Source organism: Streptomyces sp. NPDC007863 (assembly GCF_040633895.1).
GTDB lineage: Bacteria > Actinomycetota > Actinomycetes > Streptomycetales > Streptomycetaceae > Streptomyces.
This window is the reverse complement of record NZ_JBEYEI010000021.1, coordinates 1-24,824: the sequence shown is the minus strand read 5'-3', so window position 1 is coordinate 24,824 and position 24,824 is coordinate 1. Positions and strand designations below refer to the sequence as shown.

The window sequence follows — 24,824 nt, the reverse complement described above, 5'->3', positions numbered from 1 at the left end:
TCCCCCCGTCCCCCTCCCGGTTCCCCCTCCGCCTCCCGCTCTCCTCCCACAAGGAAGGGACAAGCAGCCTTGTCCGAGCACGTCCTGATCGTCGGCACCGGCCGCGACTTCCCCGCCCGCATCCGCGCCGCCCACCCGGGCGCCCGCACCACGGTGTTCTGCCGCCTCGACTCCGTCGGCCGGGTCCGCGCCCCCGGCGACAACGCCCGCGTCCTGGGCCTCCGGGACGACGCCCCGGAGCAGGAGTGGGTCGACCTGGCGGTGGCCGTCCACGCCCGGGACCCCTTCACCCGGATCGGCACCTTCGGCGAGCGCAACCAGAACCACTACGCCCTCATCGCCGAGGCGCTGGGACTCACGGCGCACCGCCCGGAGACGGTCCACCTGGTGCACGACAAGCACGCGATGAGGGCCCGCCTGACCGAGGCGGGCGTCGACAGCACGGCAGGCGCCCGCGTGGCGGACGTCGACGAACTGCGCGCCTTCGTCCTCCACCACGGCCTGCCGTGCGTGGTGAAGCCGGTCTCGAACTCGGGCAGCGCCGGCATCACGAAGGTGACCGACGAGGGTGGACTGGCCGAGGCCTTCGCCCGCGCCGACGGCAGCTACGGGGACCTGCCGAACGCGGGCGTCCTCGTCGAGGAGTTCCTCGACGGGCCGCAGTTCAGCGTCGAGGCCGTCACGGAGGCGGGCGAGCACCAGGTCGTCGCGATCACCGCGAAGTTCTCCGACCCGGCCACCTTCGTCGAACTCGGCCACGTCACCCCGGCGCCGCTCGCCGACGAGGTCCGCGACCGGATCCACGCCTACGTGGGCGCCGTACTCGACGCCCTCGGCGTGGAGTTCGGCCCGACCCACTCGGAGATCTGCCTCACGGAGAAGGGCCCCCGGCTGATCGAGACGCACGTCCGCATGGGCGGCGACGAGATCCCCGCCCTCGTCCGCGACGCCACCGGCGTCGACATCGACGACTGCGCGACCCGCCAGACCCTCGGCCGGAGCGTCCTGCCGTCCGTCCGCACCACCCTGGCCGAGCCCCGTCCGCCCCGCTGCTCGGCCGTCTGGTTCGCCGCCCTGGAGACCACCGGCGTCCTCGACCACGTCTCCCGCCTCGACGAGGCCCGCTCCCTCCCCGGCGTCACGGAGGTCACCCTCCTCGCCAAGCCGGGCACCAGGATCGCCGGCCTGACCTCCTCCGCCTCCCGCGTCGCCTTCGCCCGAGCGGTGGCGGCCACCCCCGAGGAAGCGGTGAACGCGGCACGAGCCGCCGCCGAGCACCTCGAATTCACCCTGAGGACCACCCCCCACCGAACCCAGGCCGTCTGACCGCCCGGATCCCCCCCCGGGGAAAACGACGAGGACCCCTACCGTTCCCGGTAGGGGTCCTCACGCCGTGTGCCCCCGGCAGGATTCGAACCTGCGACACCCGCCAGGTCGGGGCCCCGCGGTCGCCGCCCAGCGCCGAGATGGTCCACGAGCAGTCCATGCAGCCAGACACGCCAGAGTGACCGTCATGACCTGAGCTGATCAAGGCGCGCTTCTTCGAGGCCTCTTCATTTCCGCGGACAGCTGAACCGATCAAAGAAGAACAATCATGGTTGCATCTGCAGGGAGCTTAGCTAAGCAACACGCGAAAGTTGCCAACTGCGGCATAGATTAAGGTCGTTCTGAGCCACCTCAATTGACTCCCTAATGAAGCGTTCGTTAGCGTCCACGGCTGTGACGGTGCGTCAAAGTGACGTCCGTGAAGGGGGAGGAACCCGAGCATGCCCACGCCCTTGAAGCCGGTGACCACTGGCCTGCCCGCCGACCTCCGGGAGATCCGCAAGGGGGTCATGGCGAACGGCGTCATCGATTGCGAGAACCTGTTGGCCATCGTCAACGACCCCCAGGAGGTCGAGGACGCCACCAAGCGCGCGCAGAAGGCCGGGCAGCCGATCGGCGAGTACGCCCGCACGCGCGCTGAGATCCAGCGACTCTTGGGCACCGCGGGCAGTAAGAAGGCTAAGAACGTCGGCGAGTACGCCGACTACATTGCGGCTGGCCTGCGAGGGGACTACGACGACGCTTGGTCGCTGCCGCAGATCACCCTGTGGTCGCCGCGCCCGCTGATCATTGCTGAGGATGGCTCGTCGGCCCTACCGATCAAGGACGGTCTCTTCGCTCTCGACAGCGAGACTCAGGTCACCGCCTGGCACCGGATCAAGAAGAACCCGGCTGCGTACGGCCTGGAGGACTGCGACTTCGGAGCGATCCCGCTGTCGTTCGAGATCTTCCACGGCATCAGCGTCATGGCAGCCCGCCAGATCTTCCATGACCGTAACCTGAAGGGCGTTCCGGTCGACAAGTCCTTGGCCATGTCCATGGATGGCCGCGACTTCGGCACCACCGTGACGCGCAAGCTGATGGAGTCGCTGCAGGTGCCGAATGGCGAGACCACGGTTCCGCTGTCTAGCCTGATCCTCACCGGCAAGCGCCAGGTGTCGGACAAGGCCCCGGAGTGGATGACGATGTCGGTCCTGCGGACCCTCGTCGCCACGGCCATGCTCGGTAAGGCCGGTATTCACGCTGCGTCGACCGGCATCGAGCATGAGGACATCCCCGTCAACGAGAGCGGCGACCGACCGGACAAGGCGGTCGTCCAGCGCGAGGTCATGGAGACGGTGGGCACGTTCCTCCAGGAGAACGCCGCCCTCTTCCACGCCAAGACTGCCGTCACCGCCCCCGCCGTCGTGGCCGGCCTCGGCGCGACCATGAACCGCACCATGTCCTGGAGCACCGATCCCATGCCTGAGGGCGTGACTCTGGAGCGCATGTTGGAAGGTATCGAGTGGGAGCGCGAGGCGAAGTACTGGAGTGGCATCGCAGCCAAGGTGACCGACCGGGGTGTCTCCTGGGCCGGCGGTGCCCGTGATTCCGGACACAAGGTCTACGACGCGCTGAACCACCCGGAGAGTGACACGGGTAAGCAGATCCGCGGACGCTTCTAGCTGCAGCAACCGGCCTCTGACCAGTGAGTTTGGTCAGGGGCCGATGTGGTTTGGGCCTGCACTTTATGGTGATTGACACCTTGCATGGACCGGCTGCTCAAGAGGCGGCCCGGCCGCCCGCAGCCACGGCCTTTGATGTCAGCCGTTGATGCCCAAAGGGGCAGTTACTGAAGAAGTAACTGCCCCTTTGCCGTGTGCCCCCGGCAGGATTCGAACCTGCGACACCCGCTTTAGGAGTTCGATCGGGCTGCCCCAAGAGAGGGCAGTCCCCTGCTCGCGGTCGCCATCGACAGCCGCGCTGGACCGCCGTCATCCGCCGTTGTTGATGTCAGCCGCGGATGTCGAAGACCGCTCTACTCAGCCCGGCTGGACGACCTCATACTCACTGCCGGCAGCAGGTGCCAGGCTAGTTCGTTCCTCCTCCGAGAGGGCTCGCCCGGTCCTGGCGACTATCTGTCCAAGCGATTCACCCGCGCTCGCCTGGACCATCTCCGGCGTCTCCGGGTCGATGGCCACCGTGAGGAGCGCCTGGCGGGCCTGCTCGTCATCCGTGGCGTACAGATCCATGGCGGCATCGTCGCGGGCACCGATGTCGGCACCGCGATCGAGCAGCACCGTGATCAAAGCTTCCACCGGCTGTGCATCCATGGCGAGCATCCTCGACGATTGATAGAGATCTTGTAGAGAGTCTCGCACCATGCAGCAGGTCCGGCGGTCTCCGCCGCCGAACGTCACTGGTCCCAGAGGGCCACCACCTCTTTAGGAGAGCGGGAGGGCGAACCCCGGCCTGACCTGTACAGACACTGCGAGAGCTGATCGACACCCCAGAACCCGAACACGCCCCTCGTTCCCCGCGGTTCCCCTCACGATCTGGCACAGATGTGGCACGGTCCTGGCCGGCGCCTGTCAGTGCCTCGGGATAGCGTCCAGCTGCGCGCGGTCGGCTTCCGAGGTGTCCAGCTCTGTAGTGCAGCTGCATCCCTGGCTCTGTCCGGGGGCGGCCCGGTGCAAACCCGGGACCCAACCGACGGCCAGGCTCCGCCGATGGCCAAGAGTGCCCTGCCAGCGCCGGCCGCGCGCACTTCCAAGCTTGCCCTTACGCGGCAATGGCTTCAGGAGCGCAGGCGGCGACACCTCCCGCAGCTCACAAGGGTGAGGCCTGTCTCTCTTCTAGAGAAAGAGACCCTGACAGGGGCCGCCTGCCACCACCTCAAGGCAGGAGCCCAGGGTTGCAGTACATGCGATCGGGTTAGCCAGCCGGATGGCTGACAGTGTCGACATCCCCGTATCGCATGTCAGCAGCCCGTGCCACGATGGCGGCATGGGAGACAACGATACGGAGAGGGCGGTCAAGGTCCCGCTACTGTGGGTAGGCCTTGATGACCTGCCCCTGCTCAGCTCCAACCAGGTGCTCACTCAGGTTGATCAAGATCATGTCTTCCTGAGCTTCGGCACGGCCACCCCCCCTGTCTTGATGGGGGATCAGGAGCAGGTGCGCGATCAAGCGAAGAAGATCAGCTATGTTCCCGTGCGCGGGATCACCCGTCTTGCGGTTTCTCGGAGGCACCTCGACGAGCTAATTGACGTCCTCAAGAAGACGGCGGAAAAGTTCGATGCTCAGGGGGGAGAAAAGTGACTTCGACGTACGCGGTATCTCTTGAACCGACGACCAGTGCATCTAGCGAGTCCCTGGAGGTTTCAGGGAATCAGCCTTCCCTGAACTCCCGATCTCATTTGGTCGCAGTTCTCCCCGAAGTCGTCGAGGTTGGCTACTCGGAGGGAGTGGAAATCTTGGATCGGGCGGCGCGAAGGAAGTTGGGAATTTCCGGAGAAGAGTTTATCCGGCGTTGGGATTCAGGGGACTATTCCGGCGACCAAGAAAACGTGAAGGCGCAGGAGGTGGCTGACCTCCTTCCGTTCGTCCGGCCCGCGCGGGACAATGCCCGGTAGAACGCCTCACGCCGCTGTCGAGGCGTTCATGGAGCCCCTGAGGGCTGCCTCCTCCTGTGTCACCATGTCCCAGTGGGTCGTAAGTCCGCTTCGGGGGAATCCGGTCGGGGAAATTCACACGGTTTCATTGAACCGAGGGGATCCAGTCGGTTTCAAAATACCGGACGACAAGATATTCCTTGAAGCTTCAATTAAGTTCACCATCACCCAGCGAGAGCGTGATGTATTTGGTCAGCCCGTAGGGGCTGCGGACCGGTACAAGGTGTCTACGCGGGGCTACATGTATAGCGTCACGTCCAGTGACGACGAGGAGCAGATTGCCTGGCATTGGCATCCGACCGGATCTAGTGATGTAGAGTACCCGCACTCTCATATCGGAAGCGCGGCGCTTAATCCTAATGGCCTGCTCAAAAAGAAACATCACCTTCGAACGGGGCGGATGACGTTTGAGGGTGTTGTCTTCAATATGATTACCCAGTGGGGCGTTACCCCGCGGAATCTGAATTACGAGGAGATCCTCGAAGAGAATCAGGCGACTTTCGACAAGTGGAAGTCCTGGGGCTGATGGGGGGAGCCCAGCTTCGCTCAGGTGAGAATCTCGGGCTGTAGACAGAAGCTGCGGGCGAGCTCATGCCTCCGCTCGCCCCAACTCCCATCCCGTCTGCCGTCGACCCACACACCGTGGAGCAGGCGCGGTGCCGGGCGTCCAGGTGGAGCGCGCCACTGTACGAACGACCTGGACGCCCGGTGCCGTGTCTGCTCGGCTCTGCCTGGGTCGACGGCAGGCGGGATGGGAGTTCCCCACCGCTACACCCCACCGGCCGGCACCCGCCTGCGGGCCCCTCCCATCCCGGAGCCTGAGCGCCCCCGCCGGAGGCATGTCGGTGACCTGAGGAACCGGCGGCCGTCGGGGCTCGGACTCATGCTCTTGGGCCTATCCCGTCTTGCAGGGGCGGGCGTCGGCGCAGCGGGGGCGGAGCGGGCCGAAGGCAGGAGCGGCGCCCCGAGCGGAGCCGGGAAGCCCGCCCGGCGGAGCGGAGCGCAGCCGGGTGCTTGATGAGGTAGAGAAACCTGTAACAGGTCCCCGGAACGGGCGCTCTTGTGGGCGTAGTCGGCAGGTGCTGCCATAGGTGTGGGGATCTGTCTGCAGGGGGGCGGCGGGTGAGTAGTGGTCTCACGGTGAAGTCGTGGAAGCGGCACGGCAGGGATCGGCTGTACGTGAATCTCCCGGACGGGACCGCGGTGGCCTGGGCGGATCGAGCGACCGGAGCCGTGACGATCAAGGTGCGGCAGTATCAGGAGGAAGCGCTGGCCTTGCTTCGGGCGCATCTTGGCGACGGGCTCACTGTCGATGCGTCTGGTTCGGCTCCCTCGGCTTCGTCTGCCACCCGTCCACACCAGGCACCACCCCCTCCAAGCCGTGTGGCGCGGCCGGCATCCCTCCCGCCTCTCACCCCCAGTGAAGATCTCGCCAGCAATCCTCCGGGTGCGCGGCTCATCGGGCTGATGGCTGAGCGGGGGCTGTCCACTGTGCATCGGCTCCGCTGGAAACTGCTACGCCAGTTGTCGGAGTGGGACAGCTTCTACACCGGGCTGGAAGGGGAGCAGAAGGTCGGTCGGGAACTCGCTCGGTTATCCCGTTTCGGCTGGCACGTGCTTCACGGGATCCAGAAGGGCAACGGCGGCGACATCGATCATCTACTGATCGGGCCGGGCGGAGTCCTCGCGATCAACACCAAGACCCACCGCGGCGCTGCGGTCTGGGTGGGGGACGCCATGGTCAAGGTCAACGGAGGCCAGCCTCGCCCGTACGCTGCCGCGAGCAAGAGTGAGGCGGACTTCGTTCGGCGATCCCTTCAGCGGTACTGCGACTTCGACGTGCCGGTCGAGCCCATGCTGGTCTTCGTGGGTGTGGAGTCCCTGCACCAGTCGAATCCTCAGAGCCCGGTCCGCGTCTGCCGAGAGCGGGAGATAGCCGCACTGGGGCCGCTCACCGGGCGTCTCACCGCCGAACAGGTCGAGGCCGTCTACGCGGTGGCCCGTCACCGCCGGGTCTGGCTGAGGGGCTGACCCTGCTCGTTGCGGAGAAGGCGGCTGGTGAATCCGGCGTCGCGCAGCCGCTCATACGCCACGGTCACCTCCGCTGGCACCGGCTGGCTGATCATGAACCCTTGCTCCGGATAGACGAGGAGCCGCTGTAGGGCGCCTACCAGCATGTCGATCACCAAGCGGGGGTCACCGATCGAGTCGACGTAGCCCTGGAGCGTCATCGGGCTTGAGGCGCTCACGATCTCGACCTCGGGCCACACCTTCTTGGCTGTGGCGTAAGCGCGGCGCTCCTCGTACGGCTTGCTGACCAACAGGACGGAGGACACCTCGACGCCGGCCTCGGAGAGCAGGTCCCGGGAGAACCGAATGTTCTCCCCGGTGTTCCGAGCGCGTAGTTCCACGAGCACGGCCGATGCCGGGACGCCGAGTTCGAGGGCCCGCTCGCGGTAGTGGACGGCTTCGCCGCGGGGCATGCGCTCCCGGGTCGTGGGGCTGGTGGCTCCGGTGAAGACGAGAAGGGGAGCCAGGCCACGCCGGTACAGGTCGACTGCGGTGTCGGCTACGCCGAGGTCGTGGCTACCGAGGCCGATCGCCACCGAGCAGGGCCGGGGGACGTGCCCCATCTGGTGGTACTCCCAGAGGAGTCGTGTGTCAGCCCAGTCCTGCGTCGAGATCACTGCTGGTCCTCCTGGGGCTGTGCCGAGTCGGGCACCTTGAAGTCGTACTCCCACGCGAAGCGCGAAGCTGCGTGTACCCCGATCGCGAACTCGACCACCGTGCCGGCGGCCGTGTACGTCGTGCGGTGGAGTTCGACCACGGGTTCGCCAGGGGGAAGCTGAAGCATCCGCGCTTCCTCCGCCGTCGGAATGCGGGCGAACAGGGATTCCTTCATGTGGTCGATCTCGTATCCGGCGTCGTAGAGAACTCGGAACCCACCACCCCTGCCCGCGGGCCCCGGAGTCGGATCGACCAAGCGGGTGCCCTCGACGTGCTCGGGGCGGTAGTAGCTGGTCAGCGAGTGCGTCGGCTGGTCGCCTTCCTTCACGAGTCGGGCCCGCGCGTAGACCGGTGCGCCCGGCTCCAGGCCGTGGGCGGACGCCACAACTGGCGGTGCCTCGACAAGGCTGACGGTCTGAGTCTGCTCGTTCCGGCGGTACGCCCGACCTGAGGCGACACGATCCGCGATGAAGGCGACCTCGTCACCGTCACGCCACTTGGCCTTGTCGTACCGGGCGATGCCGAGCCGCTTGAGCGGTACGTGTTCGCGGACGACGGTCCCGTGGCCCCGGGAAGAGGTGACCAGCCCTTCGGACTCCAGTGCCTTGTAGGCGGCGTGAACCGTGGCTTTGGAGCCCTCTCCCGCCTCGACCAAGTCTCTGATCTGCGGCAACCGTTGACCGGGCTCGTACTCACCCCTCCGGATCTGCTCAGCCAGCTTGTCTGCCAGCTCCCGCCACTTGGGCGCCATCTCGAACCCCTCTCAACAGGAACCAGTCAAACACAGTCCTAGGACTGTTGACAGTCCTAGGACTGCTGGGCACTATCTACTCAAGCGCTCGCAGTCCTAGGACAGCGGGCGTCGGCAGTCTCATTTGGGCTGCCCCACAACGTAGGAGTGCTGATGCCGTCCTTCAAGATCGACCTTTCTAGCGCCGTGGTGTTCGTCGCGACCGCTCCCACGCCGAAGCTCGTGAGCAAGCAGACCGGTGAGAGGGCGGTGGACCGGGAGACCGGTGCCGGGCTCTCGACGGTGGGCCTGCTGATCTCGGACGAGGGGGAGGGCAACCTCTACCAGGTGACGGTCCCGGAGACCGGTCTCCCCGACGGGCTGATGCCGGGCATGCCGGTGTCGGTCATCGGGCTCAAGGCCCGGGACTGGGAGAACACGTTCAACGGCCAGACCCGCCACGGCATCTCCTTCCGCGCCGTCGCGGTCACCCCGATGGGCTCCTGATCATGGCTGACGTTTCGACCTTATGGGAGGTCGGCCTCCCGCTCGCCACAACCGCCGGCGGCCTCGGATATGCCAAGGTTCGAGCGCCGCGGGTGTTCTGGTCGCTGGTGGGTCTGCCGGTCACGCGGGTGCGGTTCGCGGTGAACTACCACGCGACGATGGACGTGTGCGGGCTGACGGTGCAGCCGTCCCGCTTGCGGGCGTTCGTGGTCCGCAACGTCGCCCGCCGTTCCGAGGTGCAGCCCGTTCCGCCGAAGGTCCGCCGCGTGCGGGGCACTTCGACGGGGATGCGGGTCACCCTTCGGCTCCCGGCCGGTCTGGAGCCCGCGGATGTGATGGCGGCCTCGGAGCGGCTGCGGCACGCCTGGGGCGTCCACTCCGTGAACGTTGTGGAGACCAAGCCCGGGTTCGTGGAACTGCGGATGACCGGCTACGACGTTCTGCGCCGGGTCCGGATGCCGCGCTCCCGACGTCGCCTGTCGGGGCCGATGGCGGTTCCGGTGGCGCTGCGGGAGGACGGTTCGGCGTTCGTACGGGATTACCTGAAGGTCCCGCATGCGCTGACCCTGGGCGCGAACCAGTCCGGCAAGTCGATGTATCAGCGCAACCTCATCTCCCAGCTCGCCCGCCTCGACGTGGCTCTGGTCGGGATCGACTGCAAGCGGGGTGTGGAACAGCGCGGGTACGCGCCTCGCCTGTCGGGGTTCGCCACCACCCCCGAGGAAGCCTCCGGCCTGCTGGACGCGCTGGTCGGGGAGATGGAAGACCGCTTCGATCTGCTGAGCTTCGCCGGGGTCGCCGACATCTGGGCCCTGCCCGAGGCCGCACGTCCGGTTCCGGTCGTGGTCCTGGTGGACGAGGTCGCGGAGCTGTTCCTCGTCGCGGGGAAGAAGGACGAGGAACGCCGGGACCGGATGGTCATGCAGATGATCCGGCTCGGGCAGATGGCCCGCGCGGCCGGCATCTACCTGGAGGTGTGCGGGCAGCGCTTCGGCTCCGACCTCGGCCGCGGCGCCACCACCCTGCGGGCCCAGCTCACCGGCCGGGTCGTGCACCGGGTCAATGACAAGCAGACCGCCGACATGGGCCTGGGTGACATCGCCCCGGACGCGGTGGTGGCCGTGACCGCCATCCCTCCGGACCGGCCCGGCGTCGCGGTGGCCGGTGACACCTCCGGCGGCTGGACCCGCATCCGAACCCCCGAACTGTCCGCCGCCGAAGTCGCCGACATCTGCACCCAGCACGCCGACCTCACCCCGGACCTTCCCGCCCTCGCCGCCTACCGGCCGGCCCAGACCGACGACATCGACCTCGACGTCGTGGAGTCCGACCCGCTGGTCAAGCCCGCCCCGGCCACCTCGTAACACCCCCCCGCTCCCTCGGTCGGCGTGACCGTCTCACGCCAGGTCCCTACCGACCCATGCCCGAAAGGAGGCGGCCGCGTGTTCCGCCCCTTCCGTCTCGACGCCGTCCTGATCCAGGCCGTCATCGCCGGGGCCCTGTCCTTCGCCCACCTCCACGACCTGGCCGCAGCGGCCGGGCAGGACGGATGGAAGGCGTGGGCCTACCCGGTCTCCGTCGACCTCCTCCTGGTCGCCGCCTGGCGCCGAATGCGCACCGACAGCGGCAACCGGGACGCCTGGCTCTGGTTCGCCATCGCCCTGATCGCCTCCCTCGGCGCCAACGTCGCCACCGCCGGCCTCCTCGACATGAACCACGTCCCGGCCTGGCTGCGCATCCTCGTCGCCGGATGGCCCGCCATCGCCTTCCTCGGCGGCACCCTCCTCGCTCACGCCCACCCCACCCCCGAACCCGCCCCGGCCCCGGAATCCGTACCGATCCCGGAACCGGTCGCCGAAGTCACCGTGGAACGGGCCCCGGAACCCGCTCCCGAACTTCCGCCGGCCGAACCCGAACCGGCGGGGCCCCAGCCGGAACCTGACCCGGATGAAGAGCAGCCCGAACCCGAGCCCGTTCCTGCGGTGCCTGCTGTGACGGTGCCGCCCGCGCTGATGGCTCACGCCCAGAAGATCGCGGACGCGCACCGGGCCCAGACCGGCCGGCCGATCGACGCGGAAACCCTCCGCACCCGCCACGGCATGCCCCCGGCACTCGCCGACTCCATCGCCCTCCAGCTCGCCTGACCCAGGAAGGAGGTACGTCCCGTGCGACCCAACCGCTTCCACAACGTCATCAAGATCGGCCCGGTGCAGGTCGGCACCCACCGCGACGGCCGCGGCCGGACCAAGCACACCGCCGTGTGCACGGCCCCCGGCTGCGACTTCTCCGCCGACTACAACACCCGCGCCGCCGCCGAACTCGCCGCCCGCACCCACCGCTGCCAGCCCCGCTAGCAAATCAGGAGATCGCGTCATGGACGTCCCGCTCTGGCTCGCCCTGATCGTCATCGGCGGCCTCGGAATCAAGCTCATCCGCCCGCCCTGGTGGCTCGTCGCCGCCCTCCTCCTCGGCGGCTACCTCCTCGCCGACAGCCTCCTCACCCCGCTCATCGACCCCATCGCCAAGTAGGGAGACCTGCGTCATGCTCCAGCCCCGCATCCCGGTCAACCCGCTCCCGCCCAGCCACCCCAGCCCCCCGACCCGAACCGAACCCGCCACCACCCCGGCCCCGGCCCCGGTAACGGCCCCCGCCCCGTCCACCACGCCCCGGGGCTCGGTCCAGCTCACCCCGGGCAGCGCGGTCGCCCTCGCCGCCGGCGGCGGTGCCGTCGTCCTGGTCGTCGGCGCCGTCCTCGTCTCCATGCTCCTCGCCGTCGCCATCAGCGCCGCGTCCATCGCCGTCGTCGCGGTCGTCCTCCGCCTCCTGGTCCGCGACATGCAGAAGGGCCAGTGACTCCCGTGGACACGCAGACGCTCGCCGCCGCCGGGTTACCGGCCCTGGGCTGGGCCCTGCACGGCGGACTGCTCTGGCGCCGCCTGGCCACCGCCCGCCGCGACCCCCTCACCGGCCTGCACACCCGCGCCGGATGGACCACCCGCGCCGACCACCTCATGAGCAAGCACCCGAACGCGCTCGTGGTCCTGGTCGACCTGGACGACTTCAAGGCCATCAACGACACCCACGGCCACGCCGCCGGAGACACGGTCCTCACCGCCACCGCCGAACGTCTCACCGCCTGGTGCGGCCGACACGGCATCGCCGCCCGACTCGGCGGAGACGAGTTCGCCGCCATCGTCACCGGCCCCACTCGCACCCCCGGCCTTGCCGAACTGAGGGCCGCGCTGGACGCACCGGTCACTCATCGCGGGCACGTCCTGCCGGTCTCCGCCTCGGTCGGGCACTGCCACCGCAACGACCTGCCGGTCCCGGTCTTGACTGACGCCCTCTCGGCCGCCGACGCGTCGATGTACGCGGTCAAGGGCCACGGCAGGCGCAACACCCGCTAGCGGCCCCCGGGGCGGCCTCGGTCGCCAAACTTCCGCCGCCCCGGGCGCCTTCACCCCATTCCAGATCCACCAGACCCGAAAGGGAAACCTCATGATGCCCCAGACCCCGCCCGCCCGCGTCTGCTCCCACTGCGACGGCTTCCCCATCGTCCACATCACCGCCGGCACCACCACGGATGGTCGGCGCCGCACCCTCGCCGCCACCTGCCCCGCCTGCAAGGGCACCGGCAGCAACACCGCCCGCATCATGCGCCGCGCGGAGGTGTCGGCATGAGGATCCCCTTCCGCCGTACGACTCTCGACGACTGGAACCGGGTCGACCAGCTGGTCGACGCGCACAACACGCACGACGCCCACCGCCCGGAAGAGAAGCAGCCGCGCAAGGGCTCGTGGGGCCGCCCTTCCAAGAACATCACCGGCCCCGTCGACGCCTCGGTCAACACCCCGAAGAAGGGGCGCCGCTGGTGACCGACTCCGCCACTGCGGCGGGCCTGGACCCGGCCACCCTGAGCGATCTGCTCCGGGTGGCCGGGTCCCCCGGCTTCGACCGCCTCAACGAACAGATCCGCCGCACCGGCGGCTGCACCGCCCCCATCCGGCTGACCGGCGGCACCAAGCTCCTCGACCCCGCCACCCGCACTGTGATCCACGCCTACACCACCGACGCCGAACCCGGCGGCGTCCTGCGCGTCGCCTGCGGCAACCGCCGCGCCTCGCGCTGCCCGGCCTGCGCCTGGACCTACGCCGGCGACACCTACCACCTCATCCGCGCCGGCCTCACCGGAGACCCTGACAAGGGCACCCCCGAGACGATCCGCGACCACCCGCGGGTCTTCGCCACCCTCACTGCCCCGTCCTTCGGCCCGGTCCACAACCGCCCCGGCACCCGCCCCTGCCGCTGCGGGACTCCGCATGCCGAGGACGCGCCCGAACTTGGTACCCCGCTTGACCCGTCCTCGTACGACTACGTGGGCGCGGTGCTGTGGAACAACCACGCCTCCGAGTTGTGGCGGTACTTCACGATCTACCTCCGCCGCGAGATCGCCGCCCGCGCCGGCCTCACCCAGAAAGCCGCCCGCGAACAGTCCCGCGTCTCCTTCGGCAAGGTCGCCGAGTACCAGAAACGCGGAGCCGTCCACTTCCACACCGTCATCCGCTTCGACGGCCCCGACGGGCCACACACCCCGCCCCCGCCCTGGGCCACCCTCGAACTCCTCACCGACGCCATCCACGCGGCCGCCGCCCGCGTCCGCGTCACCGTCGACGCCGCCCCCGCCCACGGCATCGACCAGGACCGCGTCCTCACCTGGGGCACCCAGCTCGACGTCCAGCCCATCGGCGCCTTCGGCCAGGGCGAGGAACTGACCGAACAGGCCGTGGCCGCCTATGTCGCCAAGTACGCCACCAAGGCCGCCGAGACGACCGGCACCGTCAACCACCCCGTCGGAAACAAGGAGGCCCTCGTCCTCCTCGGCGTCCCCGACCACCCCCGGAGGCTGATGGAAGCCTGCATGGACCTCGACGCCGCCTACCCCGACCGGCGTCTGAGGGCCTGGGCCCACATGCTCGGTTTCCGCGGCCACTTCTCCACCAAGTCCCGCGCCTACTCCACCACCCTCGGCGCCTTACGCCAGGTCCGTGCCGACTACCGCGCGCAGCAGCAACGCACCGCCCTCGGCCTGCCCGACCCCGACGAACACCCGGAGTCCACCCTCCTCGTCGTCGCCCACTGGGCCTACGCCGGCCACGGCCACACCCCCGGCGAGTCCTGGCTCGCCGCCAACATCCGCCGCGACATCCAGCACAACCGCGAACACGCCAGAGAGATCCGAACCGAAATAGCCGCATTGGAAGGGGAGTTGGCGTGACGACCTCCACCGCTGAACTGCTGACTGTTCCCGAGGTCATGGCACGGCTCAAGCTCGGACGTTCCACCGTCTACGACCTCATCCGCTCCCGCCGTCTGGTCTCGATCACCGTCGGCCGGTCGCGTCGCGTCCCCATCGACGCCGTCCGGGACTTCATCGACAACCAGATCGAGGAGGCCGCCTGATGGCCACCCAGCGCAAGCGCAACCCCAACGGCGCCGGCACCATCACCCAGCGGAAGGACGGACGCTTCCAGGCCGCCGTCTACGTCCTCCAGCCGGACGGCACCCGTGCCCGGAAGTTCGCCTACGGCAAGACCTGGGCCGAGTGTGACGTGAAGCGTCGCGCACTCCTCGACGCGGTCGACAACGGCGTTCCTGTGCCTACCCGCTCGGCGAAGCTCTCCGAGTGGCTTCCGTACTGGCTCGACAACGTCGTGAAGCCGCGCCGCAAGCTCAGCACGTACGACAAGTACGAGGCGCACGTCCGGCTCTACCTCGTCCCGGGGATCGGCTCGAAGCGGCTGGAGTCCCTGAGCGTGGCCGATGTCCGGCGCTTCCTCGTCCAGCTGGAGAAGAAGACCACTGCCGCCACCGCAAAGGAGTCCCACCGCGTATTGCGGACCGCACTCACCGCCGCCTGTCGTGAGGAGCTGATCTCGCGCAACGTGGCCTCCCTCGTCGAGCCGCCGCGGCCGAAGGCGCGAGAGCTGAGCCCGTGGTCCCTGGACGAGACGCTCGACTTCCTCGCCGCCTCCCGCCGGGACCCGCTGTACGCGGCCTTCGTCCTCGCCATCGCCATGGGGCTGCGGCGGGGCGAGCTGGTCGGGCTGCGCTGGGCGGACGTCGACCTCGACAAGCGCGTCCTCTATGTCCGCCAGCAGACCCAGCGGCGCCGAGGAGTCCTGTACGACGACGATCCCAAGGGACGTCGCCGGCGGACCGTGTCTCTGCCCGCCATGTGCATCGCGCCCCTGCGGTGGCACCGGATGAGGCAGAACGATCAGCGGGCCAAGGCGGGGGAGAAGTGGGAGGAGGGCGGCTACGTCTTCACCACCGCCAGCGGTCGGCCCGTCGAGCCGCGGAACGTGTACCGGTCCTTCACCCGCGTCGCCGCCTCCGCCGGCCTCCGTGTGATCCGGCTGCACGACGCCCGGCACGGTACGGCGACCCTGCTCACCGCCGCCGGCGTCGCGCCCCGCGTCGTGATGGAGATCCTCGGCCACAGCCAGATCAGCATCACGATGGACGTGTACACGCACGTCGTCCAGGACACCCAGCGAGAGGCGATCAGCCACATGGACCGGCTCCTCAAGCGGAAGCGGCCTGATCGCCACCGTTGACGTGGCGCTTCATGGCAAGACCCTCAACCACCCTCGGTTGGGGGTCCTCGCGTCACCCCCGGCGTCTCTCCACTGGTCAGGACGTTGCGCGTCTGGCGGGGGAGACCCGACGGGGCGGCGCTCTCCTCCCGGATCGCGGAGTCAACCGACGGTGGGGTGACCGCTGGGTAGCCCCTCAAGTAGAAGCGGGTCTGGGACCGCCCAGACTGTGGCTGCGTGCGCTGATGCCTGTCTGACCCAACCCCGTGTTCAGCGCGGGGTCGGGTCAGTAGAACCAGACGACGAGACGGACGTTCTCCGCGCCGTGGACCTCGCTGAGGATGCGCATGACGCTCCAGACGCGGCCCCAGTCGGTGTCGTTCCCTGCGGCCGATGCACGGCTTCGTGTGCCGGAGGCGTTCGTCTCCTGCCAGTCTGCGGCGGCCAGCTCGGCCCAGGTCACCCATGTCGTCCCGTACGCGAAGTCGGGGCCGGCGAACTCGCGGCGCAGCCCTTCGGACGCGTCGTCCGGGAAGCCTCGGTCCTCGGCAAGCGGACGGAAGCCGAAGGAGTTGCGGATTCCGAAGAGGCACGCGAGGCCGTCGTAGGCGTTGCCCATGTTCAGCAGGAAGAGGTCGATGCCCGCTTTCCAGACCGTGTCCTCATCGTCCAGGCCCCACAGGCGGGCCCCTGGTCGGCACTCGATCATTCCGCTGACATCCGTCGACATGGCGCGATCCTGCCCGCCAGGCCCGGGAGCCGGCACCTGTATTTCGTTCCGCGCGCTCGCGGCGGTCCTCGGCCGACCGCCGCCGTTGATGTCGGCCGTGGATGTCGAAGACCCCCTACCAAGATCGGTAGGGGGTCTTCGCGCTGGTGCCCCCGGCAGGATTCGAACCTGCGACACCCGCTTTAGGAGAGCGGTGCTCTATCCCCTGAGCTACGGAGGCGGGGATGGCCGGTCACAGCCTAGCGGATGGGGGGTGGTGGGGGCGCCTCGGTTTGTGGGGGGTGGGGGGAGGCGGGGTGGCTACTTGGTGCGGGGGGTGAGGGTGGCGGCCGCGGAGAAGGAGAGCCGGTCGTTCTGGGTGGCCTGGATCTCGACCGTGTGGGCGGGGGTCGGGACCGTGGTGATGTAGCAGGGGGCGTCCAGTTCGATGTAGCGGTGGAACGTGGTGTGGAGGCCGGTGAGGACGGCGGCGGGGTGGCCGTCCGGGGTGGTGTGGTGGGCGGCCTGGCGGGCGGCTTCGATGAGGAGCATGCCGGGGGCGTGGTCGACGGGGTGGTCGAAGAGCACCGGGTGCGTGGTGTCGATGCGCAGCTGGGTCCGGTGGGGGGCCGGGGTGGGGGCCAGGACGACGTCGCTCCGGCGGTCGCGGTCCACGTGGTGGGGAGGCAGTGGGGACGGCGCGGGGAGGGCCGTGGAGAGGGCGCGGGCCGTGTCGGCGTAGGGGCCGCGGAGCCGCCGGTAGAGGTGGGGCGGCTGGTTGGTGAAGGCGGCCTGCGCGGTGCCGAGGGGAGCGCCGTCGCGGGTGAGCTCGACCCGCATCGTGAGGCCGTGCAGGCGGCCGGCGCGGCGGGTGACGTCGGTGCACCTGACGTGCATGTCGACCTCGGCCGGGGTGGCGCCGACGGCGAGGGCGTCGGGGTCGAGCGCGAAGGAGAAGGTGTTCCAGATCTGGCGGTGGCCGAAGGGCACGTCGTAGGCGACGTGGCTCAGCAGCGGGACGGCCTGGCGGACGGTCTCGGCGAGCAGCAGCGGGTCGTGACGGCCGTCGGTGGGCGCGTAGAACGCGTGGGTGCGGGGCCACTGGGCGGTGACGGTGAAGGTGTCGGGACCTTCCGTCTTCCAGCCGGTGAGGAGGACTTCGGAGTGCGCGCTCTTGTGCACGTACTCCCTCGGTAACGCGCTGCTCAGACCCGCGTGGTTCGCGGTCGCGGTGTGATCGACGTATGGAGTCATCGGATTCCCCCAGGTGTCGTGCGCAGTGTGGATGGCCCTGACCGGGCGCACGCCCTAAAATAGAGGATGTTCGTTTTTTTTGTCGAGAGGGGAGCGGGACCGTGGCAGATCGGAACCGGCAGAGGACGCCGCAGCCGAGGGCGGTGCAGACGAGGGCGGTGATCCTGCGCGCCGCGGCCGAGGTGTTCGACGAGTTCGGGTTCAGCGGCGCCAGCATCAGCAAGATCATGAAACGGGCCGGCGTCACCCAGGGAGGCATGTACTTCCACTTCGGCTCCAAGGAGGAGCTCGCCTACTCCGTGATGGTCAGTCAGGGAGAGGGCCTGGTCTTCCCCAAGGGGGAGGACGGGCTCCAGCGGCTCATCGACATCACCCTGTACCTGGCCGTCGAGCTGCGGCGCAATCCGCTGCTCCGCGCCGGGGTCCGACTCGCCGTAGAGCAGGGCGAGTTCGGGCTGCGCGACGACGTGGCGTACCAGGCCTGGGTGCTGGAGTTCCGGCAGCAGCTGCGGTTCGCCCGCGCCAGGGGCGAGCTCCTGCCCGGACTCGACGACGAGGACTTCGCCTGGGTGCTCGTGAGCTCCTTCACCGGTGCGCAGCTGTTCTCCCAGGTGTCGTCCGAGCGGCGTGACCTGCCCCAGCGGGTCGTCTCCCTGTGGCGCTACCTGCTGCCCGGAGTGGCCGTGCCCGAGGTCCGGGACGCGCTGCGGTTCGACCTTCCCGAGTCGGAGTCCGAGTCGGAGCCCGGGGCGGAGGCGGAGTCCGCGCCGGACGGGGTCGGTGTCGGGGGGTGAGTGCCGAGGTGCCATAGCCGTCGTGTGAATCGGCGGTCTGCGGGCGGGTGGGATGGAAGCGCGGGTAGCGTCCGGCGGCGTCCCTCCCCTCCGCCTGAAGGAGCCCGCCGTGTCGAAGGTCCTGCCGTCCCCGGTCCTGTCGTCCCCCGTCGTCTCGCTGGCCGCGATCGTGAAGGCGTACGACGTCCGCGGGGTCGTCCCGGACCAGTGGGACGAGGAGGTCGCCGAACTCTTCGGTGCCGCCTTCGTCCGTGTCACCGAGGCCGACGCCATCGTCGTCGGGCATGACATGCGCCCCTCCTCGCCCGGCCTCTCCGGCGCGTTCGCCCGCGGTGCCGCGCGGGTCGGTGCCGATGTCACGCTCATCGGGCTGTGCTCCACCGATCAGCTGTACTTCGCCTCCGGCAGCCTGGGTCTGCCCGGTGCGATGTTCACGGCTTCGCACAATCCGGCCCGGTACAACGGCATCAAGATGTGCCGTGCCGGCGCCGCTCCGGTCGGGCAGGACACCGGCCTCTCCGACATCCGTGCGCTCGCCGAGCGCTGGCTGGCGGAGGGCGCCCCCGAGGCCGCCACCGTGCCTGGCACGGTTACCGAGCGGGACACGCTCGCCGACTACGCCGCCCACCTCAAGGCGCTGGTCGACCTCACGGCGGTCCGGCCGCTCAAGGTCGTCGTGGACGCGGGCAACGGCATGGGCGGGCACACCGTCCCCACCGTCTTCGACGGCCTCCCGCTCGACACCGTCCCCATGTACTTCGAGCTCGACGGGACCTTCCCGAACCACGAGGCCAATCCCCTCGACCCGAAGAACATCGTCGACCTCCAGGCCCGCGTCCTCGCGGAGGGCGCGGACCTCGGTCTCGCCTTCGACGGGGACGCGGACCGGTGCTTCGTCGTCGACGAGCGGGGCGAGCCGGTCTCTCCGTCCGCGATCACGGCCCTGGTCGCCGCGCGCGAACTCGCCAGGCACCCGGGCGGGACGGTCATCCACAATCTGATCACTTCCTGGTCCGTTCCCGAGGTCGTCCGCGAGCACGGCGGCACCCCCGTGCGCACCCGCGTCGGGCACTCCTTCATCAAGGAGGAGATGGCGAGGACCGGCGCCATCTTCGGCGGCGAGCACTCGGCGCACTACTACTTCAAGGACTTCTGGAACGCCGATACGGGGATGCTCGCCGCCCTGCACGTGCTCGCCGCCCTCGGGGGCCAGGAGGGGCCGCTGTCGGAGCTGGTCGCCTCGTACGACCGGTACGCCGGCTCCGGCGAGATCAACTCCACCGTCGCCGACCAGGGCGCGCGTACCGCCGCCGTGAGGGCCGCGTACGCGAACGAGGACGGCATCACCCTCGACGAGCTCGACGGCCTCACCGTCACCTCCGCGGACTGGTGGTTCAACCTCCGCGCCTCCAACACCGAACCCCTCCTCCGCCTCAACGTCGAGGCGCGGGACACGGCCACCATGGCCGAGGTCCGCGACCAGGTCCTTGCCCTGCTCCGCGCCGACGGGTGACCGTCCGGCACGTCTCCCCGGCCCTCATGCCGCGCCGGGGAGGCGGTGGCGGCGCACGGGCGCGGGGGCGACGTCGTAGGCGTACGCGGCCGAGACCAGCGTCATGTGGTGGTGCCAGCCGGGGTACGAGCGCCCCTCGAAGTCGAGGAGGCCGTACGCGTCGGCCAGTCGGCGGGCCGTCGCCGCGGGTGCGCCCTGGTGGAGGGTCAGGTGGAGGAGGTCGTCCATCCGGTGACGGGTCAGGGTCGTGAGCCAGAAGGGGCCGTTGCGACGCTGGCTGAACAGGCGGCAGGGCTGCGGAAGGTCGGGGAGGCGTACGAGGGTCGAGTGGACCCGCATCGCCTGGGGGTGGCGCAGCCGGCCGAGGGTGGCGACGCCGGCGGCCGTGAGTTCGGTGCCGGTGGGGAGACCGGCGGGGGTGAGCGTGAGCGTCGGCGGGACGGCGACGAGCAGGTCCCAGCCGCGGGCCGCGAGCGCGGCGACCAGCTCTCCCGCCCGTGCCGTCCGGCTCAGGTCCGCGACCAGGGGCGCGCGGGGCGCGTCCCGGACGGCGTCCGCGAGGTCAAGGATCAGCGCGGCGGGGGAGCGGTAGGAGGTCGCGGGGTCTATCCGGGCGCGGCGGCGCCGGTCGGTGTCGGCGAGCCAGGGCTCCGGGATCATCAGCCTCCAGTCGACCGGGATGCCGGTGACCTCGTCGAGGCCGGCGAAGATCCCGATGCCGAGCTGGCAGTTGAGGGTCCGTCCGGCGGCCGGGTCGAACCGGCGGTGCACGCCGACGGAGTGGGATCCGCGCTTGGGCAGGACCGCCTGCCCGATGGTCCAGGCGGCGGGGGCGTGGCGCTCGCCGACCCAGCGCAGGAGTTCGCGGCGGGCGGGCTCCCACTCCCAGGGGCTCGCGTTGATGAACTGCTGGAGCGACTGGTACGCGGTGGGGGAGTCCGTGACCGAGGCGGCCAGCTCCCGTACGGACTTCTTGCCCGGCGCGGTCAGCAGCCCCTGGAGGTAGACCCCCGCCCAGCGCCGCTGGTCGGCGCGGGACAGATGGCCGAAGAGCCGCTCGGTGTAGCCGGTCAGGGCCGGGTCGGGGGTGGGCAGCGGTGTGGGTCCGGGGCCGGACCGCGGTGTGGGCTGGGGTAACCGCTCGTGCGGCGTCTCCGTGGCTCTGGGAGCCAGGGGGAGGGTCAGTGCCGTCATCTCTCCGCCTCCTCGGTAACGGCCGGCGGGTGCGTCGGCCGGGCGATCCATCGGATCCGTCGATCGATCCGTACCTGCAGAATACAGAACGATCGTTTTTTTTCGAGTGTTCCTCTGGTCTTCGAGGGACGACTTCGGCAGGTTGGGGGAGGGCGCCCGGCGGAGTACCCAGGGGCGGGTGACGTCTTCGCCAAGTAGCCCTCGCGTCGGGGTGCGCGGACGGGCAGGCTGCGGGCCGCTGACCCCTCCGGGGACGGCGCGCGACGGCGCGCGCCGACGCGGTCGACGCGTGGAGCGATGCGCGTACCGGCGCGTGTGTACCGACGTGCGCGTGCCGACGTGTGTGTCGACGCCCGCGCACCGGTGCACGCGCACCGACGCGTGCGTGTCGACGCGTATCGGCGGGGCAGTGACGATCCGAATGGCAGTGATGAACACGTGGTGAAACAAACGCGCGCCGTGCGCACCCGTCAGCAGCTTCTCTCCGCGGCCGCGGTCGAATTCGACCTGCACGGTTACGAGGGGACCTCGTTCTCCCGGTTGAGCCGGCGCGCGGGCATTTCCGTGGGTGCGGTGACCTTCCATTTCGACGCGAAAGCCGATCTCGCCGCCGCCGTGGTGCAGCGCGGAACGGCCCTGACCCGCGGCGTCGCCGGCGACGCCGAGCGGCGCGGTGGCCGGGCCGTCGACACCGCCTCCGTCCAGCTGCTCGCCCTCGGCGCGCTGGTCGAGCGCGAGGCGGCCGTCCGGGCCGCGATCCGCCTCACCCAGGAGGGCGGGCGGTCCGGCCCGTCGTGGTGCGGCGCCTGGCTCCCGTCCTTCCAGGCGCTGCTCGAACAGGCCGCCGCGAAGGGGGAGCTGGCGCCGGGCGCCGAGCCCCGCCGGATCGCCGGGCTCGCCTGCCATCTGCTGTCCGGCACCGCCTGGCGCGTCCGGCGGCGGCCCACCGCCCTGCCCGGCCGCGCGCTGGAGGAGCTGCGCGAGCTGTGGCGGCTCGTGTGCCGGGGCGTGGTCGCGGAGCCGCACGCGGGACCTCCCGCCGCCGGTCCGATCGCGGTACCTCCCGGCGCCGGCGCGTACGGCGGGCTCCAGGCCGCTCTCCCGTACGGCGGTCGTCCGTCGTCCATCCCGCCGCAGGGCGGCCCCTGACCTCCCTGACCCCTGACCTCCCTGACCCCTTGCCCCTTACCGCTCCGACCGCCCCGACCGTCGCTCTTTCGCGGTCGGGGCTTTTCGTATGGGCGCGGAAAACGTCACCGGAATCCCTCGTACCGCATTTACGGCATTCGGCTCGCGGTGGTCCACGCGACTTTGACGAAATGCCGAAGTGGGGTCCGGGGGAACGCCGGGAAGTGCTTTTCCCGGGTCGGATTCCCTAGCCTCACCAGCATGTCGAAAACACCTTCCCCCATCACCAAGGCGGTCATTCCCGCGGCCGGTCTCGGCACCCGGTTCCTGCCGGTCACCAAGGCCACGCCGAAGGAGATGCTGCCGGTCGTCGACAAGCCCGCCATCCAGTACGTCGTCGAGGAGGCGGTCGCCGCCGGCATGGCGGACATCCTCATGGTCACCGGCCGCAACAAGCGGGCCCTGGAGGACCACTTCGACCGCAACCACGAGCTGGAGGAGGCCCTGGCCCGCCGGGGCGACCAGGACAAGCTGGACAGCGTCTGCGCCTCCACCGAACTGGCCGACATCCACTACGTGCGCCAGCGCGACCCGCTCGGCCTCGGGCACGCCGTCCTCTGCGCCGCCCCGCACGTCGGCGACGAGCCCTTCGCCGTGCTCCTGGCCGACGACCTCATCGACCCCCGCGACCCCCTCCTCGCCCGGATGACCGAGGTCCGCGAGCGCCACGGCGGCAGCGTCGTGGCCCTCATGGAGGTCGGCCCCGACCGCATCCACCAGTACGGATGCGCCGCCGTACGGCACCTGGCCGGCAGCGACGGCGTCCGCGTCACCGACCTGGTGGAGAAGCCCGCCCCCGGCACCGCGCCCAGCAACCTCGCCGTGATCGGGCGCTATCTGCTCGACCCGGAGATCTTCGACGAGCTGCGCCGCACCCGTCCGGGGCGGGGCGGCGAGATCCAGCTGACCGACGCGCTGCGCGGGCTCGTCGAGCGCGGCCGGCCCGTGCACGGCGTCGTCTTCGGCGGCCGCCGTTACGACACCGGCGACCGCGCCGAGTACCTCCAGGCCACCGTCCGTCTCGCCTGCGAGCGCGAGGACCTCGGGCCCGGATTCCGTACCTGGCTGCGGGACTTCGTCGGCGCGCAGGAGCTCGTGGGTGTCTGACCGGCCGCTTCGCCCGGCGGCGGGCGAGGGGGTGGGCGAGTGCGCAAGACCCGCAGTCGCCCGCCACCGGCCGCCCCGGGGCGGTGAGTTGCCAGAGTCGCGCCGGACGCCCACGTCCGATGCCAGTTACCGAACGGTAGTTACTTACTGTCCTTCTGGGTACGCCGAAGGAACCCGGCGCCCGGGCCACTCCCGGAAGGAGGTGAACCCATGAACCTGAACCTGAACCTCAGAAAACTCCCCACCCCCCTCGCGCACACCACCCCGATCGCCGACGCCGCCGGCGCGGTGGTCAGAGTGCCGACCACCAGCCTGCGGACCGCCGACTCGCCGCGGACCGTCGGACTCGACGAGGAGTACGCACGCACCCTGGCCACCGCCGAGGGTCCGTACCGGCCGCTCCTCGTCCACCGCGCCACCATGCGGGTCATCGACGGCACCCACCGGCTGCGCGCCGCACGGCTCCGCGGCCGGCACACCGTCGACGTCGTCTTCTTCGACGGCAGCGCCGAGGACGCCTTCGTCCTCTCCGTGGAGGCCAACATCCGCCACGGACGCCCCCTCACCCGCAGGGAGCGCACCACCGCCGCCCTGCGGATCCTCCGGACCCACCCGGACTGGTCCGACCGCTTCCTGGCCGACCGCACCGGGCTGTCCGCCCGGACCGTCGCCGCACTGCGCGCCCGGGCGACCGGGCCGACGGCGGTGGACGGCAGGATCGGCCGCGACGGCCGCATCCGGCCCCTGGACCCGGTGCGCGGCCGGGAGGCCGCGGCCCGGCTGCTCGCCGACCACCCCCAGGCGTCGCTCCGGGAGATCGCCCGGGCGGCCGGCATCGCCCCGTCGACCGTACGGGACGTCCGGCGCCGGATCGGCGAAGGCGCCGACCCGGTGCCCGCCGGCCAGCGGCGCGCCCGCCCCCCGCTCCACGACGGCGGCGCCCTGTCCGGCGTACCCGGAGGCACCGGCGTATCCGGTGGATCCGGCCTGCCCGGTGGGTCCGGTCCGACCGGTGGATCCGGGCCGGGCGACGAACCCGGGCCGCCCGGCGCGGCCGGTCAGCGGCTCGCCGCCCTGGTGCCCGCACTGTGCAAGGACCCGCTGCTTCGCCTCAGCGAGGCGGGCCGCCTCCTGCTGCGGATGCTGGACCTCCAGGTCAGCGCCCTGCGCCAGCGGGAACGGATCGTCGCCGCGGTCCCCCCGTACCGCGCCGAGACGGCGGCCGCCGCAGCCGCCCAGTGCGCGCGGGTCTGGCTGGAACTGTCGGAGGAGCTCCGCCGCCGGGGCTCCACGGAGTCCTCCGCCTGAACGCGCCGCGCACCAACCCGAGTTCCCCCTGATCTCCCACCCCCACCCCCCATCCCCCTGCTTCTTCGTGTTCGAAGGGCCGTCCTCCCCGCTCGGAGGGCCGTCCCCCCTGTGTGAAAGGACTGGTTGGTCATGTCGGTTGTCGAGAGTGCGCGTCCGGGTCCGGACGCGAGCGCGGCGGCGAGTGGTGGTGCCGGTGAGCCGGTGCCGGACAGGC

At 70.1% G+C, this 24,824-nt stretch carries 28 protein-coding genes and 1 tRNA gene; 22 read left to right on the top strand and 7 right to left on the bottom strand.

All coding sequences use genetic code 11. The features are described from left to right. Nucleotides 1-69: 69 nt before the first annotated feature. Nucleotides 70-1,326 carry an ATP-grasp domain-containing protein gene (locus ABZ621_RS29290; protein ID WP_360609439.1) on the top strand — a complete coding sequence of 419 codons (1,257 nt, stop codon included), beginning with the start codon at nucleotides 70-72 and terminating at the stop codon, nucleotides 1,324-1,326. 440 nt (nucleotides 1,327-1,766) lie between these two features. Continuing rightward, the gene (locus tag ABZ621_RS29285) at nucleotides 1,767-2,990 is read left to right on the top strand and encodes a DNA sulfur modification protein DndB (protein ID WP_360609438.1); all 1,224 of its coding nucleotides are present in this window, start codon (nucleotides 1,767-1,769) and stop codon (nucleotides 2,988-2,990) included. 357 nt (nucleotides 2,991-3,347) lie between these two features. Here ABZ621_RS29285 and ABZ621_RS29280 read toward each other — a convergent pair whose 3' ends face one another. Then, the gene (locus ABZ621_RS29280; RefSeq protein WP_360609437.1) at nucleotides 3,348-3,638 is read right to left on the bottom strand and encodes a hypothetical protein; all 291 of its coding nucleotides are present in this window, start codon (nucleotides 3,636-3,638) and stop codon (nucleotides 3,348-3,350) included. Between the two features lie 673 nt (nucleotides 3,639-4,311). On the opposite strand from ABZ621_RS29280, the gene ABZ621_RS29275 reads away from it, so the two are divergent. The 3 genes from ABZ621_RS29275 to ABZ621_RS29265 all read left to right on the top strand — a co-directional run bounded on the left by ABZ621_RS29275 (nucleotide 4,312) and on the right by ABZ621_RS29265 (nucleotide 7,010). Then, the gene (locus tag ABZ621_RS29275; protein WP_360609436.1) at nucleotides 4,312-4,626 is read left to right on the top strand and encodes a hypothetical protein; all 315 of its coding nucleotides are present in this window, start codon (nucleotides 4,312-4,314) and stop codon (nucleotides 4,624-4,626) included. A 378-nt stretch (nucleotides 4,627-5,004) separates the two neighbouring features. Continuing rightward, a complete protein-coding gene (locus ABZ621_RS29270; protein ID WP_360609435.1) occupies nucleotides 5,005-5,505 on the top strand; it encodes a hypothetical protein in 501 nt (166 codons plus the stop codon). A 707-nt stretch (nucleotides 5,506-6,212) separates the two neighbouring features. Continuing rightward, a complete protein-coding gene (locus ABZ621_RS29265; RefSeq protein ID WP_360609434.1) occupies nucleotides 6,213-7,010 on the top strand; it encodes a nuclease-related domain-containing protein in 798 nt (265 codons plus the stop codon). On the opposite strand, the gene ABZ621_RS29260 is transcribed toward ABZ621_RS29265, so the two are convergent. Further along, nucleotides 6,983-7,666, bottom strand: coding sequence for a YdcF family protein (locus ABZ621_RS29260; protein WP_360609433.1), 684 nt, complete (start codon nucleotides 7,664-7,666; stop codon nucleotides 6,983-6,985). The two genes, ABZ621_RS29265 and ABZ621_RS29260, sit on opposite strands and share 28 nt — an antisense overlap. Continuing rightward, the gene (locus ABZ621_RS29255) at nucleotides 7,663-8,457 is read right to left on the bottom strand and encodes a GntR family transcriptional regulator (protein ID WP_360609432.1); all 795 of its coding nucleotides are present in this window, start codon (nucleotides 8,455-8,457) and stop codon (nucleotides 7,663-7,665) included. Before ABZ621_RS29255 ends, ABZ621_RS29260 begins: the two co-directional genes overlap by 4 nt. Before the next feature lie 153 nt (nucleotides 8,458-8,610). Between ABZ621_RS29255 and ABZ621_RS29250 the strand changes: the two genes are divergently transcribed. The 12 genes from ABZ621_RS29250 (at nucleotide 8,611) to ABZ621_RS29195 (ending at nucleotide 15,561) form a co-directional block, all read left to right on the top strand. After that, nucleotides 8,611-8,943 carry a hypothetical protein gene (locus tag ABZ621_RS29250; protein ID WP_360609431.1) on the top strand — a complete coding sequence of 111 codons (333 nt, stop codon included), beginning with the start codon at nucleotides 8,611-8,613 and terminating at the stop codon, nucleotides 8,941-8,943. A 2-nt stretch (nucleotides 8,944-8,945) separates the two neighbouring features. Then, nucleotides 8,946-10,307, top strand: coding sequence for an FtsK/SpoIIIE domain-containing protein (locus tag ABZ621_RS29245; RefSeq protein ID WP_360609430.1), 1,362 nt, complete (start codon nucleotides 8,946-8,948; stop codon nucleotides 10,305-10,307). Nucleotides 10,308-10,385: 78 nt separating this feature from the next. Further along, a complete protein-coding gene (locus ABZ621_RS29240; RefSeq protein WP_360609429.1) occupies nucleotides 10,386-11,087 on the top strand; it encodes a DUF2637 domain-containing protein in 702 nt (233 codons plus the stop codon). 21 nt (nucleotides 11,088-11,108) lie between these two features. Next, a complete protein-coding gene (locus ABZ621_RS29235) occupies nucleotides 11,109-11,297 on the top strand; it encodes a mobile element transfer protein (RefSeq protein WP_169094251.1) in 189 nt (62 codons plus the stop codon). 19 nt (nucleotides 11,298-11,316) lie between these two features. Next, a complete protein-coding gene (locus ABZ621_RS29230) occupies nucleotides 11,317-11,472 on the top strand; it encodes a hypothetical protein (protein WP_190223725.1) in 156 nt (51 codons plus the stop codon). A 13-nt stretch (nucleotides 11,473-11,485) separates the two neighbouring features. Beyond that, nucleotides 11,486-11,797 carry a SpdD-like protein gene (locus ABZ621_RS29225; RefSeq protein ID WP_360609428.1) on the top strand — a complete coding sequence of 104 codons (312 nt, stop codon included), beginning with the start codon at nucleotides 11,486-11,488 and terminating at the stop codon, nucleotides 11,795-11,797. A gap of 5 nt (nucleotides 11,798-11,802) precedes the next feature. Beyond that, on the top strand, nucleotides 11,803-12,351 hold the full coding sequence (locus tag ABZ621_RS29220) for a GGDEF domain-containing protein (protein WP_360609427.1): 549 nt from the start codon (nucleotides 11,803-11,805) through the stop codon (nucleotides 12,349-12,351). A gap of 94 nt (nucleotides 12,352-12,445) precedes the next feature. After that, entirely contained in the window at nucleotides 12,446-12,625 is a 180-nt protein-coding gene (locus tag ABZ621_RS29215) for a hypothetical protein (protein WP_360609562.1), read from the top strand. After that, nucleotides 12,622-12,819 carry a hypothetical protein gene (locus tag ABZ621_RS29210; RefSeq protein ID WP_360609426.1) on the top strand — a complete coding sequence of 66 codons (198 nt, stop codon included), beginning with the start codon at nucleotides 12,622-12,624 and terminating at the stop codon, nucleotides 12,817-12,819. The genes ABZ621_RS29215 and ABZ621_RS29210 overlap by 4 nt, the downstream gene beginning before the upstream one ends. Continuing rightward, nucleotides 12,816-14,219: a replication initiator protein RepSA gene (gene repSA / locus ABZ621_RS29205; RefSeq protein ID WP_360609425.1), complete on the top strand. Its 1,404-nt coding sequence runs from the start codon at nucleotides 12,816-12,818 to the stop codon at nucleotides 14,217-14,219. The genes ABZ621_RS29210 and repSA overlap by 4 nt, the downstream gene beginning before the upstream one ends. Continuing rightward, nucleotides 14,216-14,404: a helix-turn-helix domain-containing protein gene (locus ABZ621_RS29200; RefSeq protein WP_360609424.1), complete on the top strand. Its 189-nt coding sequence runs from the start codon at nucleotides 14,216-14,218 to the stop codon at nucleotides 14,402-14,404. Before repSA ends, ABZ621_RS29200 begins: the two co-directional genes overlap by 4 nt. After that, a complete protein-coding gene (locus ABZ621_RS29195) occupies nucleotides 14,404-15,561 on the top strand; it encodes a site-specific integrase (protein ID WP_360609423.1) in 1,158 nt (385 codons plus the stop codon). Before ABZ621_RS29200 ends, ABZ621_RS29195 begins: the two co-directional genes overlap by 1 nt. A gap of 265 nt (nucleotides 15,562-15,826) precedes the next feature. On the opposite strand, the gene ABZ621_RS29190 is transcribed toward ABZ621_RS29195, so the two are convergent. The 3 genes from ABZ621_RS29190 to ABZ621_RS29180 form a co-directional block, all read right to left on the bottom strand. Next, on the bottom strand, nucleotides 15,827-16,270 hold the full coding sequence (locus ABZ621_RS29190; protein WP_360609422.1) for a hypothetical protein: 444 nt from the start codon (nucleotides 16,268-16,270) through the stop codon (nucleotides 15,827-15,829). Between the two features lie 144 nt (nucleotides 16,271-16,414). Continuing rightward, nucleotides 16,415-16,490 (bottom strand) — tRNA-Arg (locus ABZ621_RS29185). Between the two features lie 80 nt (nucleotides 16,491-16,570). Beyond that, entirely contained in the window at nucleotides 16,571-17,503 is a 933-nt protein-coding gene (locus tag ABZ621_RS29180; RefSeq protein WP_360609421.1) for a ScbA/BarX family gamma-butyrolactone biosynthesis protein, read from the bottom strand. Between the two features lie 101 nt (nucleotides 17,504-17,604). On the opposite strand from ABZ621_RS29180, the gene ABZ621_RS29175 reads away from it, so the two are divergent. Both ABZ621_RS29175 and ABZ621_RS29170 read left to right on the top strand, forming a co-directional pair. Next, nucleotides 17,605-18,297, top strand: coding sequence for a ScbR family autoregulator-binding transcription factor (locus ABZ621_RS29175; protein ID WP_360609420.1), 693 nt, complete (start codon nucleotides 17,605-17,607; stop codon nucleotides 18,295-18,297). Nucleotides 18,298-18,406: 109 nt separating this feature from the next. Beyond that, nucleotides 18,407-19,810, top strand: a complete 1,404-nt coding sequence (locus ABZ621_RS29170) for a phosphomannomutase/phosphoglucomutase (protein ID WP_360609419.1) — start codon at nucleotides 18,407-18,409, stop codon at nucleotides 19,808-19,810. A gap of 24 nt (nucleotides 19,811-19,834) precedes the next feature. Here ABZ621_RS29170 and ABZ621_RS29165 read toward each other — a convergent pair whose 3' ends face one another. Beyond that, nucleotides 19,835-21,004, bottom strand: coding sequence for a transposase (locus ABZ621_RS29165; protein WP_360609418.1), 1,170 nt, complete (start codon nucleotides 21,002-21,004; stop codon nucleotides 19,835-19,837). Nucleotides 21,005-21,301: 297 nt separating this feature from the next. Between ABZ621_RS29165 and ABZ621_RS29160 the strand changes: the two genes are divergently transcribed. The 3 genes from ABZ621_RS29160 (at nucleotide 21,302) to ABZ621_RS29150 (ending at nucleotide 24,607) form a co-directional block, all read left to right on the top strand. Next, nucleotides 21,302-22,153 carry a TetR/AcrR family transcriptional regulator gene (locus tag ABZ621_RS29160; protein ID WP_360609417.1) on the top strand — a complete coding sequence of 284 codons (852 nt, stop codon included), beginning with the start codon at nucleotides 21,302-21,304 and terminating at the stop codon, nucleotides 22,151-22,153. A 240-nt stretch (nucleotides 22,154-22,393) separates the two neighbouring features. Then, nucleotides 22,394-23,299, top strand: a complete 906-nt coding sequence (gene galU, locus ABZ621_RS29155; protein WP_360609416.1) for a UTP--glucose-1-phosphate uridylyltransferase GalU — start codon at nucleotides 22,394-22,396, stop codon at nucleotides 23,297-23,299. A 210-nt stretch (nucleotides 23,300-23,509) separates the two neighbouring features. Continuing rightward, entirely contained in the window at nucleotides 23,510-24,607 is a 1,098-nt protein-coding gene (locus ABZ621_RS29150) for a ParB N-terminal domain-containing protein (protein ID WP_360609415.1), read from the top strand. Nucleotides 24,608-24,824 lie beyond the last annotated feature (217 nt).